The 17,203-nt window shown below is 65.3% G+C and carries 22 protein-coding genes; 11 read left to right on the plus strand and 11 right to left on the minus strand.

Annotated features, from left to right (window positions below; genetic code table 11):
• Positions 1–41 precede the first annotated feature (41 nt).
• Positions 42–860, plus strand: coding sequence for an ATP-binding protein (locus sphantq_RS16020; RefSeq protein ID WP_272798976.1), 819 nt, complete (start codon positions 42–44; stop codon positions 858–860).
• 40 nt (positions 861–900) lie between these two features.
• Here sphantq_RS16020 and sphantq_RS16025 read toward each other — a convergent pair whose 3' ends face one another.
• The gene (locus sphantq_RS16025; protein WP_066601254.1) at positions 901–2,226 is read right to left on the minus strand and encodes a PQQ-dependent sugar dehydrogenase; all 1,326 of its coding nucleotides are present in this window, start codon (positions 2,224–2,226) and stop codon (positions 901–903) included.
• A 51-nt stretch (positions 2,227–2,277) separates the two neighbouring features.
• Complete coding sequence (locus tag sphantq_RS16030; RefSeq protein WP_165363646.1) at positions 2,278–2,451, minus strand: hypothetical protein; 174 nt, start codon at positions 2,449–2,451, stop codon at positions 2,278–2,280.
• A 231-nt stretch (positions 2,452–2,682) separates the two neighbouring features.
• Between sphantq_RS16030 and sphantq_RS16035 the strand changes: the two genes are divergently transcribed.
• The gene (locus sphantq_RS16035; protein WP_201785474.1) at positions 2,683–2,892 is read left to right on the plus strand and encodes a hypothetical protein; all 210 of its coding nucleotides are present in this window, start codon (positions 2,683–2,685) and stop codon (positions 2,890–2,892) included.
• A gap of 15 nt (positions 2,893–2,907) precedes the next feature.
• Here the strand turns inward: sphantq_RS16035 and argC are convergent, their stop codons facing one another.
• The 4 genes from argC to sphantq_RS16055 are packed head-to-tail and all read right to left on the minus strand — an operon-like array spanning position 2,908 to position 6,570.
• Positions 2,908–3,852, minus strand: coding sequence for an N-acetyl-gamma-glutamyl-phosphate reductase (gene argC / locus sphantq_RS16040; RefSeq protein WP_272798977.1), 945 nt, complete (start codon positions 3,850–3,852; stop codon positions 2,908–2,910).
• Positions 3,849–4,757 (minus strand): C40 family peptidase, encoded by a 909-nt coding sequence (locus sphantq_RS16045; RefSeq protein WP_066601256.1) that lies wholly within the window; start codon positions 4,755–4,757, stop codon positions 3,849–3,851. Before sphantq_RS16045 ends, argC begins: the two co-directional genes overlap by 4 nt.
• Positions 4,717–5,112, minus strand: coding sequence for a MarR family transcriptional regulator (locus tag sphantq_RS16050; RefSeq protein ID WP_066601257.1), 396 nt, complete (start codon positions 5,110–5,112; stop codon positions 4,717–4,719). Before sphantq_RS16050 ends, sphantq_RS16045 begins: the two co-directional genes overlap by 41 nt.
• A gap of 60 nt (positions 5,113–5,172) precedes the next feature.
• Positions 5,173–6,570: a leucyl aminopeptidase family protein gene (locus tag sphantq_RS16055; protein ID WP_272798978.1), complete on the minus strand. Its 1,398-nt coding sequence runs from the start codon at positions 6,568–6,570 to the stop codon at positions 5,173–5,175.
• Positions 6,571–6,710: 140 nt separating this feature from the next.
• Between sphantq_RS16055 and sphantq_RS16060 the strand changes: the two genes are divergently transcribed.
• Together sphantq_RS16060 and sphantq_RS16065 are read left to right on the plus strand one after the other, a co-directional pair.
• Positions 6,711–6,911: a hypothetical protein gene (locus sphantq_RS16060; protein WP_066601263.1), complete on the plus strand. Its 201-nt coding sequence runs from the start codon at positions 6,711–6,713 to the stop codon at positions 6,909–6,911.
• Positions 6,911–7,744 carry a DUF4163 domain-containing protein gene (locus tag sphantq_RS16065; protein WP_272798979.1) on the plus strand — a complete coding sequence of 278 codons (834 nt, stop codon included), beginning with the start codon at positions 6,911–6,913 and terminating at the stop codon, positions 7,742–7,744. The genes sphantq_RS16060 and sphantq_RS16065 overlap by 1 nt, the downstream gene beginning before the upstream one ends.
• A gap of 117 nt (positions 7,745–7,861) precedes the next feature.
• Here the strand turns inward: sphantq_RS16065 and rimO are convergent, their stop codons facing one another.
• The 4 genes from rimO to serS form a co-directional block, all read right to left on the minus strand.
• Entirely contained in the window at positions 7,862–9,250 is a 1,389-nt protein-coding gene (gene rimO, locus sphantq_RS16070; RefSeq protein ID WP_201785475.1) for a 30S ribosomal protein S12 methylthiotransferase RimO, read from the minus strand.
• Positions 9,251–9,297: 47 nt separating this feature from the next.
• The gene (locus sphantq_RS16075; protein ID WP_066601265.1) at positions 9,298–10,356 is read right to left on the minus strand and encodes a potassium channel family protein; all 1,059 of its coding nucleotides are present in this window, start codon (positions 10,354–10,356) and stop codon (positions 9,298–9,300) included.
• Complete coding sequence (locus sphantq_RS16080; protein ID WP_443021495.1) at positions 10,353–11,423, minus strand: peptidoglycan DD-metalloendopeptidase family protein; 1,071 nt, start codon at positions 11,421–11,423, stop codon at positions 10,353–10,355. Before sphantq_RS16080 ends, sphantq_RS16075 begins: the two co-directional genes overlap by 4 nt.
• Before the next feature lie 150 nt (positions 11,424–11,573).
• Positions 11,574–12,851, minus strand: coding sequence for a serine--tRNA ligase (serS, locus tag sphantq_RS16085; protein WP_272798980.1), 1,278 nt, complete (start codon positions 12,849–12,851; stop codon positions 11,574–11,576).
• A gap of 94 nt (positions 12,852–12,945) precedes the next feature.
• Between serS and sphantq_RS16090 the strand changes: the two genes are divergently transcribed.
• The 5 genes from sphantq_RS16090 to sphantq_RS16110 all read left to right on the plus strand — a co-directional run bounded on the left by sphantq_RS16090 (position 12,946) and on the right by sphantq_RS16110 (position 15,856).
• Entirely contained in the window at positions 12,946–13,386 is a 441-nt protein-coding gene (locus tag sphantq_RS16090) for a host attachment family protein (RefSeq protein ID WP_066601267.1), read from the plus strand.
• A gap of 157 nt (positions 13,387–13,543) precedes the next feature.
• Positions 13,544–13,849 carry a hypothetical protein gene (locus tag sphantq_RS16095; RefSeq protein WP_272798981.1) on the plus strand — a complete coding sequence of 102 codons (306 nt, stop codon included), beginning with the start codon at positions 13,544–13,546 and terminating at the stop codon, positions 13,847–13,849.
• 6 nt (positions 13,850–13,855) lie between these two features.
• A complete protein-coding gene (locus sphantq_RS16100) occupies positions 13,856–14,425 on the plus strand; it encodes a hypothetical protein (RefSeq protein ID WP_066601270.1) in 570 nt (189 codons plus the stop codon).
• 526 nt (positions 14,426–14,951) lie between these two features.
• The gene (dksA, locus tag sphantq_RS16105; protein ID WP_066601271.1) at positions 14,952–15,416 is read left to right on the plus strand and encodes an RNA polymerase-binding protein DksA; all 465 of its coding nucleotides are present in this window, start codon (positions 14,952–14,954) and stop codon (positions 15,414–15,416) included.
• A gap of 65 nt (positions 15,417–15,481) precedes the next feature.
• Positions 15,482–15,856 carry a PilZ domain-containing protein gene (locus tag sphantq_RS16110; protein ID WP_066601274.1) on the plus strand — a complete coding sequence of 125 codons (375 nt, stop codon included), beginning with the start codon at positions 15,482–15,484 and terminating at the stop codon, positions 15,854–15,856.
• Between the two features lie 157 nt (positions 15,857–16,013).
• Here the strand turns inward: sphantq_RS16110 and sphantq_RS16115 are convergent, their stop codons facing one another.
• On the minus strand, positions 16,014–16,172 hold the full coding sequence (locus sphantq_RS16115) for a YdcH family protein (RefSeq protein WP_082679101.1): 159 nt from the start codon (positions 16,170–16,172) through the stop codon (positions 16,014–16,016).
• Positions 16,173–16,361: 189 nt separating this feature from the next.
• On the opposite strand from sphantq_RS16115, the gene sphantq_RS16120 reads away from it, so the two are divergent.
• The gene (locus sphantq_RS16120; RefSeq protein ID WP_066605112.1) at positions 16,362–16,541 is read left to right on the plus strand and encodes a YdcH family protein; all 180 of its coding nucleotides are present in this window, start codon (positions 16,362–16,364) and stop codon (positions 16,539–16,541) included.
• Positions 16,542–16,665: 124 nt separating this feature from the next.
• Positions 16,666–17,145, plus strand: a complete 480-nt coding sequence (locus sphantq_RS16125) for a DUF1465 family protein (RefSeq protein WP_066601277.1) — start codon at positions 16,666–16,668, stop codon at positions 17,143–17,145.
• Positions 17,146–17,203: the final 58 nt, after the last annotated feature.

The following is a 17,203-nucleotide window of genomic DNA, read 5'->3' on the forward strand; positions in this document are numbered from 1 at the left end:
GGGCGCTTGCAGCCGCGCGGATCGGCGGTTAAGCCGCGACCATGACCGACGCCCTCCTTATCCGTATCGCCGAAGCGCTGGAACGGCTCGCGCCGCCGCCTCCCTCGTGCGCCGATCTCGCCGCTTTCCCCGCCTATGTCTGGGACGGGCGGGCGATCCATGCGGTGGAGGCATTCGCGCCGGTGGACTATGCGCTGCTGACCGGGATCGATGCGCAGAAGGGCGCGCTGCTGGACAATAGCCGCCGCCATGCGGCCGGCCATGCCGCGCATGACGTGCTGCTGTGGGGCGCGCGCGGGACCGGCAAATCGGCGGCCGTAGCGTCCGTCGTCGGCCTGTTGCAGGCGGAAGGGCAGGACATCGCCCTGATGCAATGCGCAATCGATGAACTGGCGAGCCTGCCCGCGCTCTTTGCCCTGCTGCGCGGCACGACGCGCCCCTTCATCCTGTTCCTCGACGATCTGGGGTTCGAGGAACAGGGCGTGGGCGACGCGCGGGCGCTGCGGTCGCTGTTGCAGGGGGGCACGGCGGCGCGGCCCGCCAATGTCCGCCTCTATGTGACGTCGAACCGCCGCCATATTGTGCCGCGCCACCTGTCCGAACAGGACGATCCCATCAATCCGCGCGATGTGGTGGACGACAAGATGGCGCTGTCCGACCGCTTCGGCCTCAGCCTCGGCTTCCATGCGCTGGATCAGGACGCCTATGTTGCGATCGTGGGCGGCTATGCGGCCAAGCTGGGCTTGGCGTTCGATCCGCTGGAGGCGATCCAGTGGGCGACCCAGCGCGGCAGCCGGTCGGGCCGTGTCGCCTGGCAATATGTGGTCGACCTGGCCGGGCGCAACGGGCTGAGTGTGTAAAGCCTGCATCCGTTCGCTCGAAGCGAACGGATGATTGCCATCACTGCGCCTTCGTCACCCGCCACACCACGCCCCCGACATCGTCGCTGACCAGCAGCGCGCCCTTGGCGTCGGCGGTGACGTCGACCGGCCGACCATGCGCGGCGCCATCCTTGTCCAGGAAGCCGGTCAGCAGGTCCACCGGCTTGGCCTTGCCCGCTTCGCCATCGGCAAAGCCGACATAGACGACCTTGTAACCGGCGGCCGGTTTGCGGTTCCAACTGCCGTGCAGGCCCACGATCGCGCCGTCGGTATAGGGCGCGCCCAGTTGCAGCTTGTCGGCGAAGGTCAGGCCCAGCGGCGCGACATGGTTGCCCAGCGCATAGTCGGGCCGGTGGGTATATTCGCGGATTTCCGGTCGCTGCGGCTGGACGCGGCGATCTTCATAACCGCCCCAGTAATTCCATGGCCAGCCGTAGAAAGCGCCGAACTCCACCCGCGTCAGATAGTCGGGGACGAGGTCGCCGCCCAGCATGTCGCGTTCGTTGACCACGCCCCACAGCGCGCCGCTCTTGGGTTCGAAGGCAAGGCCCACGGGGTTGCGCAGGCCCGATGCGAATATGCGCTTATAGCCGGTCTTGGGATTGACTTCGAGCACGAGGGCGCGGCCCTTTTCCACTTCCAGCCCATTGTCGGCGACATTGCTGTTGGAGCCGACGCCGACATAGAGCAGCCCTTCGGGGCTGGCGGCCAGGCTCTTGGTCCAATGCTGGTTGGGCGCCTGCGCGGGCAGGTCGATGATCTTGCGCCCCTTGGCGGTGATCCTGATATCGCCTTCCTTATAGGGGAAGGCCATCAGCGCGTCGGTGTTCGCTACATAGAGCGTGTCGCCGATCAGCGCCATGCCATAAGGGGAGTTGAGGCCGGTCAGGAAAGCGGTCTTGGTTTCCGCCCGCCCGTCGCCATCGACGTCGCGCAGCAGCGTGATGCGATTGGCGGACGGTGCGCCAGCCCCCGCCTTGTCCATCAGATAGCTCATCACCCGGCTGACGATGCCGTTCTTGGGCCGCGGCGGGCTGTTGGTTTCGGCCACCAGCACGTCGCCATTGGGCAGGCGCAGCAGCGAGCGCGGATGGGCCAGGCCATCGGCATAGCGCGCCACGTTCAGTCCCTTGGCCGCGACGGGCTTTTCATCGCCGGTCCACGGCTTCACCTCGGCGATATTGACCGTCGGAATCATTTCGTTGCGCGGGGTAGTGAACAGCGGCTCGCGCCCGGTATCCGCGCCCGGCGGGAGTTGCGCCGTGTTGCCCTGGGCGAGATAAAGGAAAATGCCGCCCGCGATCAGGAGCGCGATGAGGGCGAGGGCGATGATATGCTTCTTCATGCGCTCACATCTATGCGGACGCAGGGCGGCGGGCAAGGCGGCGTGTGCGGCTTATTTGCCGCGTTCGCGCAGCCACAGCAGGACGGCGATCAGCACGCCCGCGCTTGCGCCCGCCAGCAGCCCGATGCTGGGCTGGCCCAGCAGGCCGCCGCCGATCGTACCGGCCAAGATGAGGAAGGCGATGATCGCGCCAGCGCCGGTCGGGTTTTTCGTCTCCTTGGTCATGGCGGCCCCTTGCCATGGACCGCGCGACAAGGCCAGCGGCTTTGAAGGCCATCCCGGACAGCCCCGTTTCGGGAAGCATCGTCCCGTGACGGGATGGCTGATCCATATCGGGACTTCCCTAATGGACGATTTACCGTCCAAACCAGCCATTCACGCCAAAGCGTTGAAATGGCACGGTGATTGAACAGCGTGCTCCATAATAAGGTCGCCAGGAACGAGTCGGGGGTCGCAATGCAGGTGCCATATCTTTCGAACCGAAAGAGCTATGAAGACGCGACCGAGCTGATGGCGGCTTTCGGTGACAATGCCGGCTATGAAGCCGCCGCGCGCGCCGACCGCAGCCTGGATCAGGGCAATCATATCCATTTCTGCCATTGGCGTCAGATCGAGCGGCTGATCGTGCTGCTGACCTACGACCAGCCGCTCGGCACCATCCACTAAAATCCACGGCCGCAGTTACAACCGCAGGCCCGCGGTTTCGGGCAGGCCCGCCAGGATGTTGAGATTCTGCACGGCCGCGCCGGCCGCGCCCTTGCCCAGATTGTCGAGCGCCGCCACTAGCCGGGCCTGCCCGCTGTCGGCGTTGCCGCAGACGAAGAGCGCCAGCCGGTCGGTCGCGCCGACATGCTCCAACGCCACCTGGCCGATGCTCAGGCTGTCCTCCAGCGCCGCCACGCTGACGATTTGCGATCCGGCATAAGCGGCGGCAAGAGTGGCATGGATGTCGGCCAGCGCCGGCGCGCCCGGCATCGCCCGCAACTGCAACGGCACTTCCACGATCATGCCGCGATAGGCGTCGGCCACCGCGGGCGCGAACAGCGGCGGGTGGGTCAGCCCCGAATAGCGAGTCATTTCCGGCACATGCTTGTGGCCCAGGGCCATGCCATAGGGACGGAAGGCGCTGGGCGCGCCGGTATCGCCCTCATAGTCCGCAATCATCGCCTTGCCGCCGCCCGAATAGCCCGAAGCGCCCGACACCGTCACCGGCCAATCGACGGGGATCAGCCCCGCCAGCACCAACGGACGGACGAGCGCCAGAAAGCCGGTCGGCCAGCAGCCGGGATTGGCGACGAAGCGGCTGCCCGCCAGCACCTCACGATGACCCGGCTCCAATTCGGGAAAGCCATAGGTCCAGCCATTGGCCACGCGATGCGCGGTCGATGCGTCGATGACGCGGGTGCGATCATTGTCGATCAGCGCTACCGCTTCGCGCGCGGCATCATCGGGCAGGCACAGGATGACGATATCGGCGGCGTTCAGCGCGTCGCGGCGCGCGCCGGCGTCCCGACGCTGCTCTTCCGGCACGGTGATCAGCGACAATTCGGAACGCCCCGCCAGCCGGTCGGCGATTTCGATCCCGGTGGTGCCGTGACCGCCGTCGATGAAGACGTTGATGCTCATGCGCTGATCCTCCGCCGGGCGATGATCGGCTGCGGGTGCGCGTCGGCCAGCCGGGCGACGACGTCCGCCAGCGGCTCCTTCACAACCGCCATCCAATAGGCGTTGGCGTGCAGCAGGGTCTTGGCGTCGGCCATGATGCCGACATGGCCGGGGAAGAAGACCAGGTCGCCGCGTTGCAGCGCCGCGTCGCCGTCGATCGGCATCCCGATGCCTTCGCATTGCAGGTCGGTGTCGCGCGGGACGCTGATGCCCGCCTGCCCCAGAGCGGCCTGCACCAGGCCCGAACAGTCGATCCCGCGATGGCCGCGTCCACCCCAGACATAGGGCTGGCCCAGATAGCGTTCCGCCACGGATACCCAGTCGGATGACTTGGCATCGATCGGCTGGGCATGGCGGATATGGACGAAGCCTTCGGCGCAGGCGATGAAGTCGCCCTGTACAACGCCGGAAAACAGCGCGCCGCTCGGCCAATGTTCGGCAATGGACGACTTGATGTCGGCGGCGCTGAACAGTGGCGCGCTTTCCACCATGATGCGATGGCTGGGCGTTTCCAGAATGTCGAGCGCATCGCGGCGAATATAGCCGACATAGCCGTCATGGCCGCAAAAGCCCCATGCCCAGTCGGTCATCACGTCGAGTGCATGGAAGGTTTCGCCGCGCAGCAATTCGCTGACGGCTTCGGCTGTCGGCGTGGGGGCCGATGTTATCGCGGCGCCGGGCGCAACGCAGGTGAGCGGCACGGCGCGGGCATAATGGGCGGAAAACAGGACGCCAGCCAGCGACAGGTCCGCCAGGTCGCCGCGCGCCGCATGGATGCGCCGATCCAGCGCGACCGACCGGCCATCAAGCTCGAAGCGGGTTCGTTCAGGCGGTCCGTTCCGCAGGGGTGTAATTATGCCGTTCATCGCGCGCGGTTCCTGCGATGAAATGGTGAAAGGCGTCAAGAAATTCCGCGCCTTTTGGCGTCCGGGTGATGAAAATATTACGACGGTCCGCCACATCGCGTTCCCGGCGGAGGTAGCCGAGCGCCGACAGCTTGTTCAGTGCGCGCGTGATGACGGGCTTTGAAACATGGAGCGCTTCGGCCAGGCCGCGCACCGTATGGGGACCGGACCCGATATAGACGGTCATCATCAACGCCATCTGGCGGTTGGTCAGGTCGGGTTTGCCCGATCGGACATAATCGACGAGGGTGCGCATCCATTGGCCAAGCGATTGCAGGCCGGGGCGGTCGATTTCGGTTGCGGATAGCGCGTTCATGTCACCTTAACGCACCATTCCCAATCCGGTTGCGTAACGGATGAGACGCAATCGCAGCCTTTATCCGGCCCGCCCATAGCGATGTTGCAGCAGGCGGAAGACCGCGCGCAGCCCCAGCGCCTCGCCGCCCTTGGGTCGGCCGGGCTTGGCGGAGGGGCGCCAGGCGAAGGTGTCGAGATGCAGCCAGGGCGTGTCGTCGGGCACGAAGCGCTTGAGGAACAGCGCCGCTGTGATCGCGCCGGCAAAGCCCCCTTCGCCCGCATTGTTGAGGTCCGCGATATCGGACTTCAGCATGTCGGCATAGCCATCCCATAGGGGCAGTCGCCAGGTCGGATCGTCCACCGCGGCACCCGCGACCGCCATATCGGCCGCCAGCGCATCGTCATTGGCGAACAAAGCGGGCAGGTCGGGGCCGACAGCCACGCGCGCCGCGCCGGTCAGGGTCGCGAAATCGACGATCAGCTCCGGCTTTTCCTCCCCCGCGCGGGTCAGGGCATCGCCCAGCACCAGCCGCCCTTCGGCATCGGTATTGCCGATTTCGACGCTCAGCCCCTTGCGGCTGCGCAATATGTCGCCGGGGCGAAACGCATTGCCCGCGATCGCATTTTCCGCCGCCGGGACCAGCAGGTGCAGCCGCACCGGCAACCGCGCCGCCATGATGAGCTGCGCCAGCGCCAGCGCATGGGCCGCGCCGCCCATATCCTTCTTCATCAGGCGCATTCCCGACGACGGCTTGATATCCAGCCCCCCGCTATCGAAGCAAATGCCCTTGCCCACGATCGCAATGCGCGGCGCGGCAGGGTCACCCCACAGCAATTCGATCAGGCGCGGCGCGAACCTCTTGTCAGCCGCCTTGCCGACCGCGTGGATCATCGGATAGCCCTGTTCCAGCGCATCGCCGCTGATGGTCGCCACATGCGCGCCAAAGGCGGCGGCGACCTTCTCCACCGCGGCTTCCAGATCGGGCGGCCCCATGTCGGCGGCGGGCGTGTTCACCAGGTCGCGGACCAGCGCGACGGCTTGGCCCAGTTGCACCATCGGCGCGATCCGGGCGACATCGCTCGTCAGCAGGACGCGCGCGCCAGCCGACGCATCATCCCGGCGATAGCGGTCGAAGCGATATTGCGCCGTCAGCCACCCCAGCGCCGCGGCTCCCGCCGACCCCTGCGCCAGCCGATAGACGCCTTCGGGCAGGGTTTCGGCCGCCCGCGCCAGACACCATGATCCCAGGGCGTCGCCATGGGCCACCCCGGCGACCACCGACCAGTCATCGTCCCTCTCGCCCGGCAGAATCGCGACGTCATGGGGCTGGCCCCGGAATTTCTGCGCCGAAACCAGGGCGCGCGCCCGCGCCGGCTGGGCCGCGATCCATGTGTCATAACCCCTGGCGTCGACAAGCTGGATCGATCGGGCGGGTTGCTGGTTGTCGGCTTTGAGCAGGTCGGAAAAGTCGGTCATTGCGCGGGTGTAAGGGAAAGGGAATGTGGATGGAAAGCGCAATTTTTTCATCGCGCACCCGGCACGTTCGGCCCTTTCTTCGTTTGCGCTGCGCACCGGGCGGGCCTAGATTCACAGGCATAGATTAAAGGAGACGGACAATGATTCACGGTGATGACCGGGGCCTTCAGGCCGCCAGGGCGCGCGCCTATGCGCTGGCCGAAACGGGCCAATTCGATAACAGCCATGCGGTGCAGCAAGCATTGATCGCGGAAGGCTGGCCCAATGCCGGCTTGGCGCTGGGCAGCGATTACGCGCGCAAGGCGGTCGGCGAACGCTGCCGCGCAGCGAAGGCGCATTGATGCGAGCAGGCGTGATTGGGGTCAGGGGACTGGTCCCGGCGGCGGCCCTGTTGGCCGCCGCCTGCACGCCTTCGCAGGATAATGGCGGCGGCGACGCGGCGGCCAATGCGGCCGCCTCCCGCTATGTGGGAAAGATGGTCGGCGTCGAAGCGCCGACGCCGCCGGCCAAGCCCTTTGCCGAGAAGGACAAAAATCCTTTCCTCGAATTTTCCTATGCCTATCCGGCGCAGGCCGCGGCGGTGCCCGTCCTAGTGGAGAAGTTCGCGAAGGACAGGGCTGCATCCAAGGCGGATGCGCTGTCCATGGCGAAGGAAGACAGCGCCGCCGCCAAGGAGTCGGGCTTTCCGTTCCGGCCCCACAGCCTGGAAACCCAATGGCGCGTCGCTGCGGACACGCCGCTCTTTCTGGCGCTCCAGTCGGAAACCTATGTCTATACCGGCGGCGCGCATGGCATGACTGGCTTTGAGGCGCTGCTGTGGGACAAGGCGCGCAAGCGCGAGACGAGCGTCAAGGCGATGATGACGTCGCCCGCCGCCTTCGCAGCGGTGATCCAAGAACCCTTCTGCGCGGCGCTCGACAAGCAGCGCGCGGAAAAGCGTGGCGCGCCGGTGGTGCGCGGCGACGATGAATTCACCAAATGCATCGACCCGATGGAACAGGTTTTGGTGCCGACGTCGAAGGACGGCAAGCTGATCGACAGCATCACCGTGATCGTTGGTCCCTACAACGCCGGACCCTATGCGGAAGGCAGCTATGACGTGCCGCTGCCGGTCGATGCGGCGATGCGCAAGGCGATCAAGACCGAATATCAGGATGGGTTCGTGGCCCGGTAACCTGTGGCGCAAAGTGACTGTGTTCCCGTGAAGGCGGGAACACAGTCCCGCCGTCTGAACTGGGTTCCGCCCTCGCGGGAACGCATGTCGTAATGTACGACCCTGACTTATCGCGTTTCAGTCCTGAACAGGCGCCCCATAAAGGTCATGCTCGTCGGCATCCTCGATCACGACGTCGAATATATCGCCTGCCCTCCGCCCTTCGCCGACATCGCGCAGGAAGACATTGCCGTCGATTTCCGGCGCATCCGCCTGGCTGCGCGCGGTCGCGCCAACGCTGCCATCTTCCTCGTCCGGCTCGCCCACTTCGTCGATGATGACGGGCAGCACCCGGCCGATCTTCGCCTGCAACTTGGCGGCGCTGATCGCGGCGGTTTTCTCCATGATCCGCTGGTAACGCTCTTCCTTGACCTCTTCGGGCAAGGCGCCCGGCAGGGCGTTCGCCGGCGCGCCCTCGACCGGCTCGAAGCGGAAGGCGCCGACGCGATCGAGCTGCGCCTCGTCCAGCCAGTCGAGCAGATATTGGAAATCGGCCTCCGTTTCGCCGGGGAAACCCACGACGAAGGTCGACCGGATCGTGATGTCGGGGCAGATCGCCCGCCATTTATGGATGCGATCCAGCACCTTGGCTTCGTTGGCCGGGCGCTTCATGGCTTTCAGTACCGACGGCGCGGCGTGCTGGAACGGGATGTCGAGATAGGGCGTCAGCAGCCCGTCGGCCATCAGCGGAATGACATGATCGACATGGGGATAGGGATAGACATAGTGGAGCCGCACCCAGGGCGCGACGTCATCCGCCGTGCGCAACTGCCCCAGTTCGCGGGCCAGGTCGGTCATGTGCGCGCGCACCTCGCGCCCCTTCCACAGGCGCGGATCGTGCCGCGTATCGACGCCATAGGCCGACGTATCCTGGCTGATGACCAGCAATTCCTTCGTGCCCGCCTGCACCAGCTTTTCGGCTTCGCGCAGCACCGCGTCGATCCGGCGCGACACCAGGTCGCCGCGGATCGAGGGGATGATGCAGAAGGAGCAGCGATGGTTGCAGCCCTCCGAAATCTTCAGATAGCTGTAGTGGCGCGGCGTCAGTTTCAGCCCGCCTTCGGGCACCAGGTCGACAAAAGCGTTGGGGATGGGCGGCGACGCATCATGCACCGCATTGACCACCTGCTCATATTGATGCGCGCCGGTAACGGCCAGCACCTGCGGGAATTTCGCACGGATGACATCCGCCTCGTCGCCCATGCAGCCGGTCACGATCACACGGCCATTTTCGGCCATCGCCTCGCCGATCGCCTCCAGCGATTCCTCCTTGGCGGAATCCAGGAAGCCGCAGGTGTTGACCAGCACAACGTCGGCGCCGGCATAGTCGGGCGACATCTGATAGCCGTCGGAACGCAGCTTCGTCAGGATGCGCTCGGAATCGACCAGGTTCTTGGGACAGCCGAGCGAAACCATGCCGATCTTCGGCGCGTCAGGAAATTTGGTTGCCATGATGGTCGCGCACATAGGGATTTACGCGCCAAATGTCACGCGCCGCCATAGCGTCCCCGGAATCAGTCGCCGTCCGCAGGTTCGGGGAGGCCATTCCCTTCGGTGATCTCGATGATGACGTCGCCGCTCTGGAGCCGCTTGGCCTCCTCCTCCCAAAAGCCGATCGGGCGGTCGCCGCGATAGATGCGCAGGCCAAGGCCGGTGCCGATCGCCGACAATGGCCCGCCCACCTCTTCGGGCAGCACGGTTCGCTCGTTCAGCTTCACCCGCCCGCCCGATGCGGCCAGATCCGCCATATAATCGGCGATATGCCGGCCGCTGGTGCTGCCGGCCAGCAGCAGTCCGGCAAAACTGACCGGGTTGATGACCGTGGTCGCCCCGGCCTGCCGCGCGGGCAACTCATTATCTTCGTTGCGCACGACGATGCTGATCGGCAGGCGCGGCGCCAGGTGGCGGGCGGTGAGCGTGATGAGGATCGAGGTATCGTCGCGCCCCGCCGACACGATCATGCTGCGGGCGCGGTGGATCGCCACATCCTTGAGCGTGCGGTCGCGTGTCGAATCGCCGCACAGCACATTGCATCCCTGCGCTTCGGCCAGTTCCAGCGCCTTTTCGCTGCCGTCGATGACGACGATCTCGCGCGGGTCGGTGCCGCGGGCGAGAAGTTCATGCACCGCTTCCTGCCCGCTGGTGCCGAAACCGGTGACGATGATGTGATTGTGCAGATCAGCCTGAATACGCGCCATGCGCCACCTGTAGAGGATGTTGCGGAGGAAGAGGTTATAGGCCGTGCCGAGGAAGATCAGCCAGACGAACAATCGGATGGGGGTGACGAGCAGCGCTTCGAACAGCCGTGCTTCCGGCGTCACCGGGACGATATCGCCATAGCCGACCGTCGTCACCGTGACCGTGGTGAAGTAAAGGACATCGACGAAGCTGATATCGTTGTCGAGATTGTCCTTCAGCCCATCGCGCCCGACCCAGTGCAGCAACAGCACCAGCGCGATCAGCCCGAACACCAGCGCGACGCGCCACACCAGGTCCGCCCACATCGGCATAGACGATCGTCGCCGCAGAAAGCCAGCGGCGCCAAGCGCGGGGCGGGCTTCGTTGATCCTCATGCCGGCGGCAACTGACCGATCGGGTTCACCGGCGCCCGGTCCTTGCGCAATTCGAAATGCAGCTTGGGCTTGCTGGCGTAACCGGTGTCGCCGACCAGGCCGATCACCTGACCCCTGGTCACCTTCTGCCCGCGCACCACATCGACACGGGCGGCATGGCCATAGGCGCTGACCCAACTGCCGCCATGGTTGATGAGGACCAGGCCGCCGAACACCGCCACCTTGTCCCCGGCATAGGCGACGACGCCGTCCGCGGTCGCACGGATCGGCGTGCCGGCGGGCGCGGCGATATCGATGCCGTTGTTCTTCGCGCCGCTTTCACCGGGGCCGAAACGCGACAGGATCACGCCCTTGACCGGCCAGGCGAAGCTGCCGGCGAAGCGCGTGGGCTGGGCGATCGGCACGTTGGAGGGCAGGGGGCGTGGCGCGCTGGATGCGACGGCGACCGCCGCATTGTCGGCCGCGGCGGGCTGGCCGCCGGTCAGCACATCGTCGATATCGATGCGGAAGGCGGCGGCGCGTTGCTCGATGCCCGGCGCGCGGGCGGGCGCGTCGCCGGGCAGCAAAAGCCGCTGGCCCCGCCGCAGCATATAGGGTTCGCTCAGGCCATTGACCGTGACGATCCTGCTCCACGCGACGCCATAGGCCGATGCGATGGCGATGCCCGTCTCCCCCTCCGCCACCAGATGATAACGGCCGCCGGGGATTTGGAGCTTCTGCCCCGCCCGGATCGCATAGGGCGCGGTCAGGCCATTGTGGCGCGCGATCGCCTCCGACCCTGCGCCGGTGCGATTGCCGACCCCGCGCAGCGTATCGCCGGGCTGCACGACATAGGTGGCGCTGGCCACGGTGCGGGCGTTCGCCACAACCTGCTGCGCGGTCCAGACCGGCTGCTTTTCCGTCAGTTCGACGGTCGATGCGTCGGCATCCATCTGCGGCGGCGGCGTGGGCGCCGGATCGGCGCGTTCGGCCTGATAGGGAATACAGGCGGCCAGCAGGAGCGTGCCGAGCGGCAGGATCAGAAGAAACGGGCGCTGCATCGCGCCGTGTGTATCTGATCCTGCCATGGTTTCCAGCATTTTCAGTCCGCAGCGAGGCGGAGCGTGATTCAGTTAGTTAGCTAACTAAAAAAATAGCGCAATCGCGTGCAACTGTCGCACTCCCTGTCTCAAATGCCCGTTCGGTTCGCGCCTGTCGAGAACCGAACGGGGCAGGGTTCAGCGCGGCTCCAGCTTCGTGATCCCGCCCATATAGGGCGCCAGCACGTCCGGCACGGTGACGCTGCCATCGGCCTGCTGGTAATTTTCCAGCACCGCCACCAGCGTCCGCCCCACCGCCAGTCCCGACCCGTTGAGCGTGTGGAGGAAGCGGGTCTGCTTCTCGCCTTCCGGCTTGTAGCGCGCATTCATCCGCCGCGCCTGGAAATCGCCACAGTTCGAAACGGAACTGATCTCGCGATAGGTGGCCTGGCTGGGCAGCCACACCTCCAGATCCCATGTCTTGCGCGCGCCAAAGCCCATGTCGCCGGTGCACAGCAGCATCTTGCGATAGGGCAGGTCCAGCGCCTGCAATATCCCCTCCGCCGCCGCGCACATGCGCTCATGCTCGACCTCGGACTGTTCGGGCTTGGCGATCGCGACCAGTTCGACCTTCTCGAACTGATGCTGGCGGATGAAGCCGCGCGTATCGCGCCCCGCCGAACCGGCTTCGGACCGGAAGCACGGGGTCAGCGCGGTCAGCCGGATCGGCAGGCTGTCGGTCGGCACAATGTGGTCGGCAACCAGATTGGTCAGCGAGACTTCGGCGGTCGGGATCAGCCAGCGGCCGTCGGTCGTGCGAAACAGATCCTCGGCGAACTTGGGCAACTGCCCCGTCCCGAACAGCGCCTCGTCCCGCACCAACAGCGGCGGATTGACCTCTTCATAGCCGTTGGCGCCCGTCTGGGTATCCAGCATATATTGCGCCAGCGCCCGATGCAGCCGCGCCATCTGCCCGCGCAGCGCCGTGAAACGCGCGCCCGACAGCTTCGCGCCGCCCTCGAAATCCAGCCCCAGCGCCGGCCCGAAATCGGCATGGTCCTGCGGCGGAAAGTCGAAATCGCGCGGCGTGCCCCAGCGGCTGACCTCCACATTATCCGCCTCGTCCGCGCCCTGCGGCACATCGTCGGCGGGCAGGTTGGGGATGGCGGCCAGCATCGCGGTCAGCGCGTCGCCGACCGCCTTGTCCTGGGCTTCCAGCGCGGGCGCGCCTTCTTTCAGCGCCGCGACTTCCGCCTTCAACGCATCGGCCTTGGCCATATCCCTGGCGGCCATCGCCTGCCCGATCGCCTTGCTCGCCTCGTTGCGGCGGGCCTGGTCCTGCTGCAATTGCGTCTTGATCGACCGACTCTGCTCATCCAGCGCCAATATCTCGGCGGAGAGCGGGGCCAGACCGCGCCGGGCAAGGTCAGCGTCGAAGGCGGCGGGGGTTTCGCGGATGAAGCGGATATCATGCATGGGGCAGTCCTATGCCGCTGCGCGACGGGCCGCGCAACCCTATGCGCCGCTGGCTCGTTAGTCCTGCATCAATCAAAAAGAAAAGGACGAAGCGATGCAGATCGAACATGACGCGATGGTGCTGGTGGCGGACGGCCGCAAGCTGCTTTTCTTCCGCAACAAGGGCGATGACGCCTTTCCCCAGCTGGAGGCGGAAGAGGTCAAGGTGCAGGATAACCCCGCCAATCGCGATCAGGCTTCGGACGCCGCGGGTCGGTCTTCGTCCCCCATGGGCGGGCGTCAGAGTTCGATGGAGCAGGTCAACTTTCATGATCTGGAAGAAGCGCGCTTCGCCACCGAAGCGACCGACCTGCTCAAGCGTCGGGCCTTTGCGCAGGATTACGAGAAGCTGATCATCGTCGCCCCGCCCACCGCACTGGGCGAGATGCGCAAACATTATCATAAGGAAGTGCAGAGCCGCCTGGTCGGTGAGATCGCTAAGGATCTGACCAATCATCCGGTGTTGGAGATCGAGAAAATTATCGCAGCGGCCTGACCCGTCCGGCTTGGCACGACAAAAAGGGGCGGCGCCCGATGCCGGGGCCGCCCCTTTTTGTGGCGGGCGCTGCAATTAAGCGGCGGCCTTCGCCTTGCGTTCGGCGAAACGGCGGCGGGCGACAAGCGCCACGGCCGCCGCGCCAAACAGGAGCACCATGGGCGGAGCCGGAACATCGGTGCCCCCGGTGCTGCTCGAACCCCCGCTCGAACTGCTGGATGACGAACTGCTGGACGAAGAGGAAGAGCTGCTGCTCGACCCGCTGGAACCGGAACTGCCGCTCGATCCGGTGCTGCCCGTGCTGCCGAAGCTGGACGAGCCGCCCGACGAGGAAGAACTGCTGGACGACGAACTGGACGAGGAGGACGAACCGGACCCGCCGCTGGACCCGGAGCTGCCGCTGGACCCCGAACTGCCGCTGGAGCCGCTGCTGCCCGAACTGCCGCCGCTCGAACCGGGGTGACCCGGCTTGGGTGGCTTGCCGCCGCTCGAACCGCCCGAACTGCTCGACGACGAACTGGACGAGGAGGAGGAACTGGAACTGGAGCTGGACGAAGAAGACGAGCTGCTGCTGACATTGCCCGACGACGTCGACACATTGCCGGAAGAGGTCGACACATTCCCGCTCGACGTCGAAACGCCGCCGGTCGATGTGGACACGCCGCCGGTGGAGGTCGAGACGCCGCCCGTGGTCGAACTGGTCGAGCTGCTGATGCCGCCGGTCGAGCTGCTGGTCGAGGAGATCACGACCGATCCACCGCCGCTGCCGCCGCCACCGCCGCCGAAGAAACCGCCGATGAACCCGCCGCCGCCAAAGCCGCCGCCACCGCCCATCACGATCGGCACGGCGCCGCCACCGCCCGACATCATCGGCATTTCTGCGCGTGGCATCGGCGCGGGCAGCGGAATGGGCGCGGCCTGCGTCACCACCGTCACCGTCTGCGGCTTGGTGACCTGCACGGTCTTGACGATCTTGCGTTGCACCGTGCGGACGGCCAGGCGCTTCTTGGGCGCGGCCTTCATGCTCTTGCTGCTGTGAACCACCGCCGGCCGGGCGTTTTCGGCGACATGGACGGCGCCGCCGCCAATGATCGCTCCGCCGCAAGTGCAGGCGCATAATTTCGCCAAAGCCATCCGTACCGACATAGGATCCACTCTTCTCTTGTTACCCCCGCGCCTCTCTCTGGATTTCCAGCGATGGGCTGACGGGAACTTCCTATGCGCATGAACGCAAAAGAAAGGGTTAACTGCAATCCCGTTAACCCTCAATATCATCTCTAAGTCGAGGGGAAAGCTGCCATTGGCTGAAAGGAAATGGTTAACGTCCCACTATGAAACGACCGGCGGGGCAGGGTTGAACGAGCGCAGGCGATGCAAGGCCCTTCGTCCTTTTCCAGCGACTCGATGACAAGCGCCGTCATGCGTATGAAAAATGGGCCTGGACAAGCGGCGAGCCGGAGATTGCCCGCTTGTGTCGGTCCGCGGCCATGGCTATGAGGCGGGCACAATCAAAGTTTGGGCGCCCGGAACATCAAGCGCCGGGGCCTTACGAGTCGGAGAGCCAGATGGCATCGGTCCTGAATTCCGATAAAGACGGCGATAAGCCGCCCAAATCGACTGTAGCGCTTCCTGCCGATTACCGGCCGTCGTCCGACGAAGAATTTATGAACCCGTTGCAGCTGGAATATTTCCGGCAGCGCCTGTGGGATTGGAAGAAGCAGATATTGGCCGAAGCGGAAGGGACGCTGGCCGTATTGCAGAACGAGCCGTTGCGCGAACCCGACCTGAACGACCGTGCATCGAGCGAAACCGACTGGTCGATCGAACTGCGCACCCGCGACCGGCAGCGCAAGCTGATTTCCAAGATCGACGCCGCTCTGCGCCGGATCGACGACGGCGAATATGGCTATTGCGAAGTCACCGGCGAACCGATCTCGCTGGGTCGGCTGGAGGCGCGCCCGATCGCGACGATGACGGTGGAGGCGCAGGAGCGCCACGAGCGGCAGGAAAAAATCTCCCGCGACGATTAACGCTTTTTCCATCACCGCGCGGTTAGGATGGCGGCCTTCACCGCTTTCCAACCGTGGGTTTTTGCATGAACGACGAACAGGATATTTCGGACCGGGGACCGGCGCGCGCCGCGCCTCGCGACAGCCTGTTCCTGCTGACCACGCTCAGCACGCCCGAAGGCGCCCAGCTGGGCAAGGCGCGCGTGCGTAATCTGTCGGCGACCGGACTGATGGCCGATTGCGAACGGGCTGTGCCTGCGGGCATCAAGATTATCTGCGATCTGCGCGGCATCGGCAAGGTGACCGGCATGGTGGCCTGGTCGCGCGATGACAAGATCGGCCTGGCCTTTGACGACCCGATCGATCCCCAACTGGCGCGCAAGCCCGTTGGCGCCGCCACGCAGCAGACGCTGATGCCCGATTATCTGCGCACCACGCAGCACGGCGTAAAACGCCGCTGATCCTTTCCCATCTTGCCATATGCTAAAATGCCCCGCGAACCTGCCGGCTCTGGGGCATTTATGATTCCATTTCCCTAAGTTAGAGCGGTCGAGGCGGTCGGACGGGCGGTCTTTCGCCGCCGCGCCCTGACCTCCTCCCAGAGTGTTGCGCCAGCGATCAGTGCTGGGCCGCCAACTCCTCCTTCAGCCGCAATTTCTGCTTCTTGAGCGAGGCCACCAATATGGCGTCGGGCATGGGCCGACTCGATTCCGCCTTGATTCGGGCTTCAAGGCCGGCGTGCTTGGCTGAAAGAGCTGAAATGTGGCTATTTTCCATGACATTCTCCTTACGAGGGCGATGGATCACCAAATAAATCATGATTCGGATGGCTTGTCTCGCCTCGATTCGGGCTTTGCGGCGGGCTGCGTGAAAATTTGCGATGGTCCGCATCGTCACGGCGCGTTATCAAGCGCTGTTTGAGACGAGCGAAGTGGAGGCACAGGCGCGGTGAGCCGGGAAGACATCATGCGCCGACTGGAATTGCTGCGGGTCGAGCATCGAGATCTCGACAGCGCGATCGCCGCGCTGGTCACGGCCGGCGGCGGCGACCAGATGCAGGTCGCCCGCCTGAAGAAACGCAAATTGCGCCTGCGCGACGAGATCGCGATATTGGAGGATGCGCTGGTCCCCGACATCATCGCCTGATTGCCCCGCCGTCGAAGCGGCATTTTCGGTTAATGGTCCGCTAACCGATCCCAAATGGGACAAAGTCTGCCCGGACCGGCGCAACAGGCCTGACAAGGTTGCAAAAATATGGCAGCTCAATCCGATGCAACGCGCCGCCCTTCTTGATCCTGGCCTGCACCGCCGGCTGGTCGACGGACTCTATCTGGAAGCCATGATCATGGCGGACGAGGCGCGCGCCTATTTCGACGGCAGCGCTTCGCTCGACGACGGGGTGGACGATCCCCTGCGCCGGGTCGCCTTCGCTTGCGAATCCTTGAAAGTCACGACCCGTCTGATGCACATCATCGCCTGGCTGCTCAGTCAGCGGGCGTGGCAGCGGGGCGAGATCGAGCAGATCGATCTGTCGGACGAGAAATATCGGCTGGGTCGGGCATCGCACACCGACGCCGATCTGGCCGGCGCTTTCCCCTTCGCCGCCCGCGCGCTGATCGATGCGAGCCAGGAACTCTACGACCGCGTCGCCCGGCTTCAGGACCGGCTGGACGCAATGACCACCGCCGCCGCGACGGTCGGAATCAGCCCGGCGCGCGCGCTGATGGACCGGTTGAACACCGCTTTCTGACGATTGGCCTGTAATTGGCGGCGGTCGGCGTCTTCTGGGGCTGGCGTTTGCGCCCGCA

It is taken from the genome of Sphingobium sp. AntQ-1 (assembly GCF_028538045.1).
GTDB classification, from domain to species: Bacteria; Pseudomonadota; Alphaproteobacteria; order Sphingomonadales; family Sphingomonadaceae; genus Sphingobium; species Sphingobium cupriresistens.

What these genes read in the sequence shown, in the direction of transcription:
- sphantq_RS16115 (WP_082679101.1), bottom strand. Translation starts at nt 16,172, where the DNA reads ATGGAAAATAGCCACATTTCAGCTCTTTCAGCCAAGCACGCCGGCCTT.
- sphantq_RS16095 (WP_272798981.1), top strand. Translation starts at nt 13,544, where the DNA reads ATGGGCGGAGCCGGAACATCGGTGCCCCCGGTGCTGCTCGAACCCCCG.
- sphantq_RS16080 (WP_443021495.1), bottom strand. Translation starts at nt 11,423, where the DNA reads ATGGCAGGATCAGATACACACGGCGCGATGCAGCGCCCGTTTCTTCTG.
- sphantq_RS16125 (WP_066601277.1), top strand. Translation starts at nt 16,666, where the DNA reads ATGCAACGCGCCGCCCTTCTTGATCCTGGCCTGCACCGCCGGCTGGTC.
- sphantq_RS16030 (WP_165363646.1), bottom strand. Translation starts at nt 2,451, where the DNA reads ATGACCAAGGAGACGAAAAACCCGACCGGCGCTGGCGCGATCATCGCC.
- sphantq_RS16110 (WP_066601274.1), top strand. Translation starts at nt 15,482, where the DNA reads ATGAACGACGAACAGGATATTTCGGACCGGGGACCGGCGCGCGCCGCG.
- sphantq_RS16065 (WP_272798979.1), top strand. Translation starts at nt 6,911, where the DNA reads ATGCGAGCAGGCGTGATTGGGGTCAGGGGACTGGTCCCGGCGGCGGCC.
- sphantq_RS16035 (WP_201785474.1), top strand. Translation starts at nt 2,683, where the DNA reads ATGCAGGTGCCATATCTTTCGAACCGAAAGAGCTATGAAGACGCGACC.
- sphantq_RS16060 (WP_066601263.1), top strand. Translation starts at nt 6,711, where the DNA reads ATGATTCACGGTGATGACCGGGGCCTTCAGGCCGCCAGGGCGCGCGCC.
- sphantq_RS16055 (WP_272798978.1), bottom strand. Translation starts at nt 6,570, where the DNA reads ATGACCGACTTTTCCGACCTGCTCAAAGCCGACAACCAGCAACCCGCC.
- sphantq_RS16020 (WP_272798976.1), top strand. Translation starts at nt 42, where the DNA reads ATGACCGACGCCCTCCTTATCCGTATCGCCGAAGCGCTGGAACGGCTC.
- argC (WP_272798977.1), bottom strand. Translation starts at nt 3,852, where the DNA reads ATGAGCATCAACGTCTTCATCGACGGCGGTCACGGCACCACCGGGATC.
- sphantq_RS16025 (WP_066601254.1), bottom strand. Translation starts at nt 2,226, where the DNA reads ATGAAGAAGCATATCATCGCCCTCGCCCTCATCGCGCTCCTGATCGCG.
- sphantq_RS16075 (WP_066601265.1), bottom strand. Translation starts at nt 10,356, where the DNA reads ATGAGGATCAACGAAGCCCGCCCCGCGCTTGGCGCCGCTGGCTTTCTG.
- serS (WP_272798980.1), bottom strand. Translation starts at nt 12,851, where the DNA reads ATGCATGATATCCGCTTCATCCGCGAAACCCCCGCCGCCTTCGACGCT.
- sphantq_RS16090 (WP_066601267.1), top strand. Translation starts at nt 12,946, where the DNA reads ATGCAGATCGAACATGACGCGATGGTGCTGGTGGCGGACGGCCGCAAG.
- rimO (WP_201785475.1), bottom strand. Translation starts at nt 9,250, where the DNA reads ATGTGCGCGACCATCATGGCAACCAAATTTCCTGACGCGCCGAAGATC.
- dksA (WP_066601271.1), top strand. Translation starts at nt 14,952, where the DNA reads ATGGCATCGGTCCTGAATTCCGATAAAGACGGCGATAAGCCGCCCAAA.
- sphantq_RS16120 (WP_066605112.1), top strand. Translation starts at nt 16,362, where the DNA reads ATGCGCCGACTGGAATTGCTGCGGGTCGAGCATCGAGATCTCGACAGC.
- sphantq_RS16050 (WP_066601257.1), bottom strand. Translation starts at nt 5,112, where the DNA reads ATGAACGCGCTATCCGCAACCGAAATCGACCGCCCCGGCCTGCAATCG.
- sphantq_RS16045 (WP_066601256.1), bottom strand. Translation starts at nt 4,757, where the DNA reads ATGAACGGCATAATTACACCCCTGCGGAACGGACCGCCTGAACGAACC.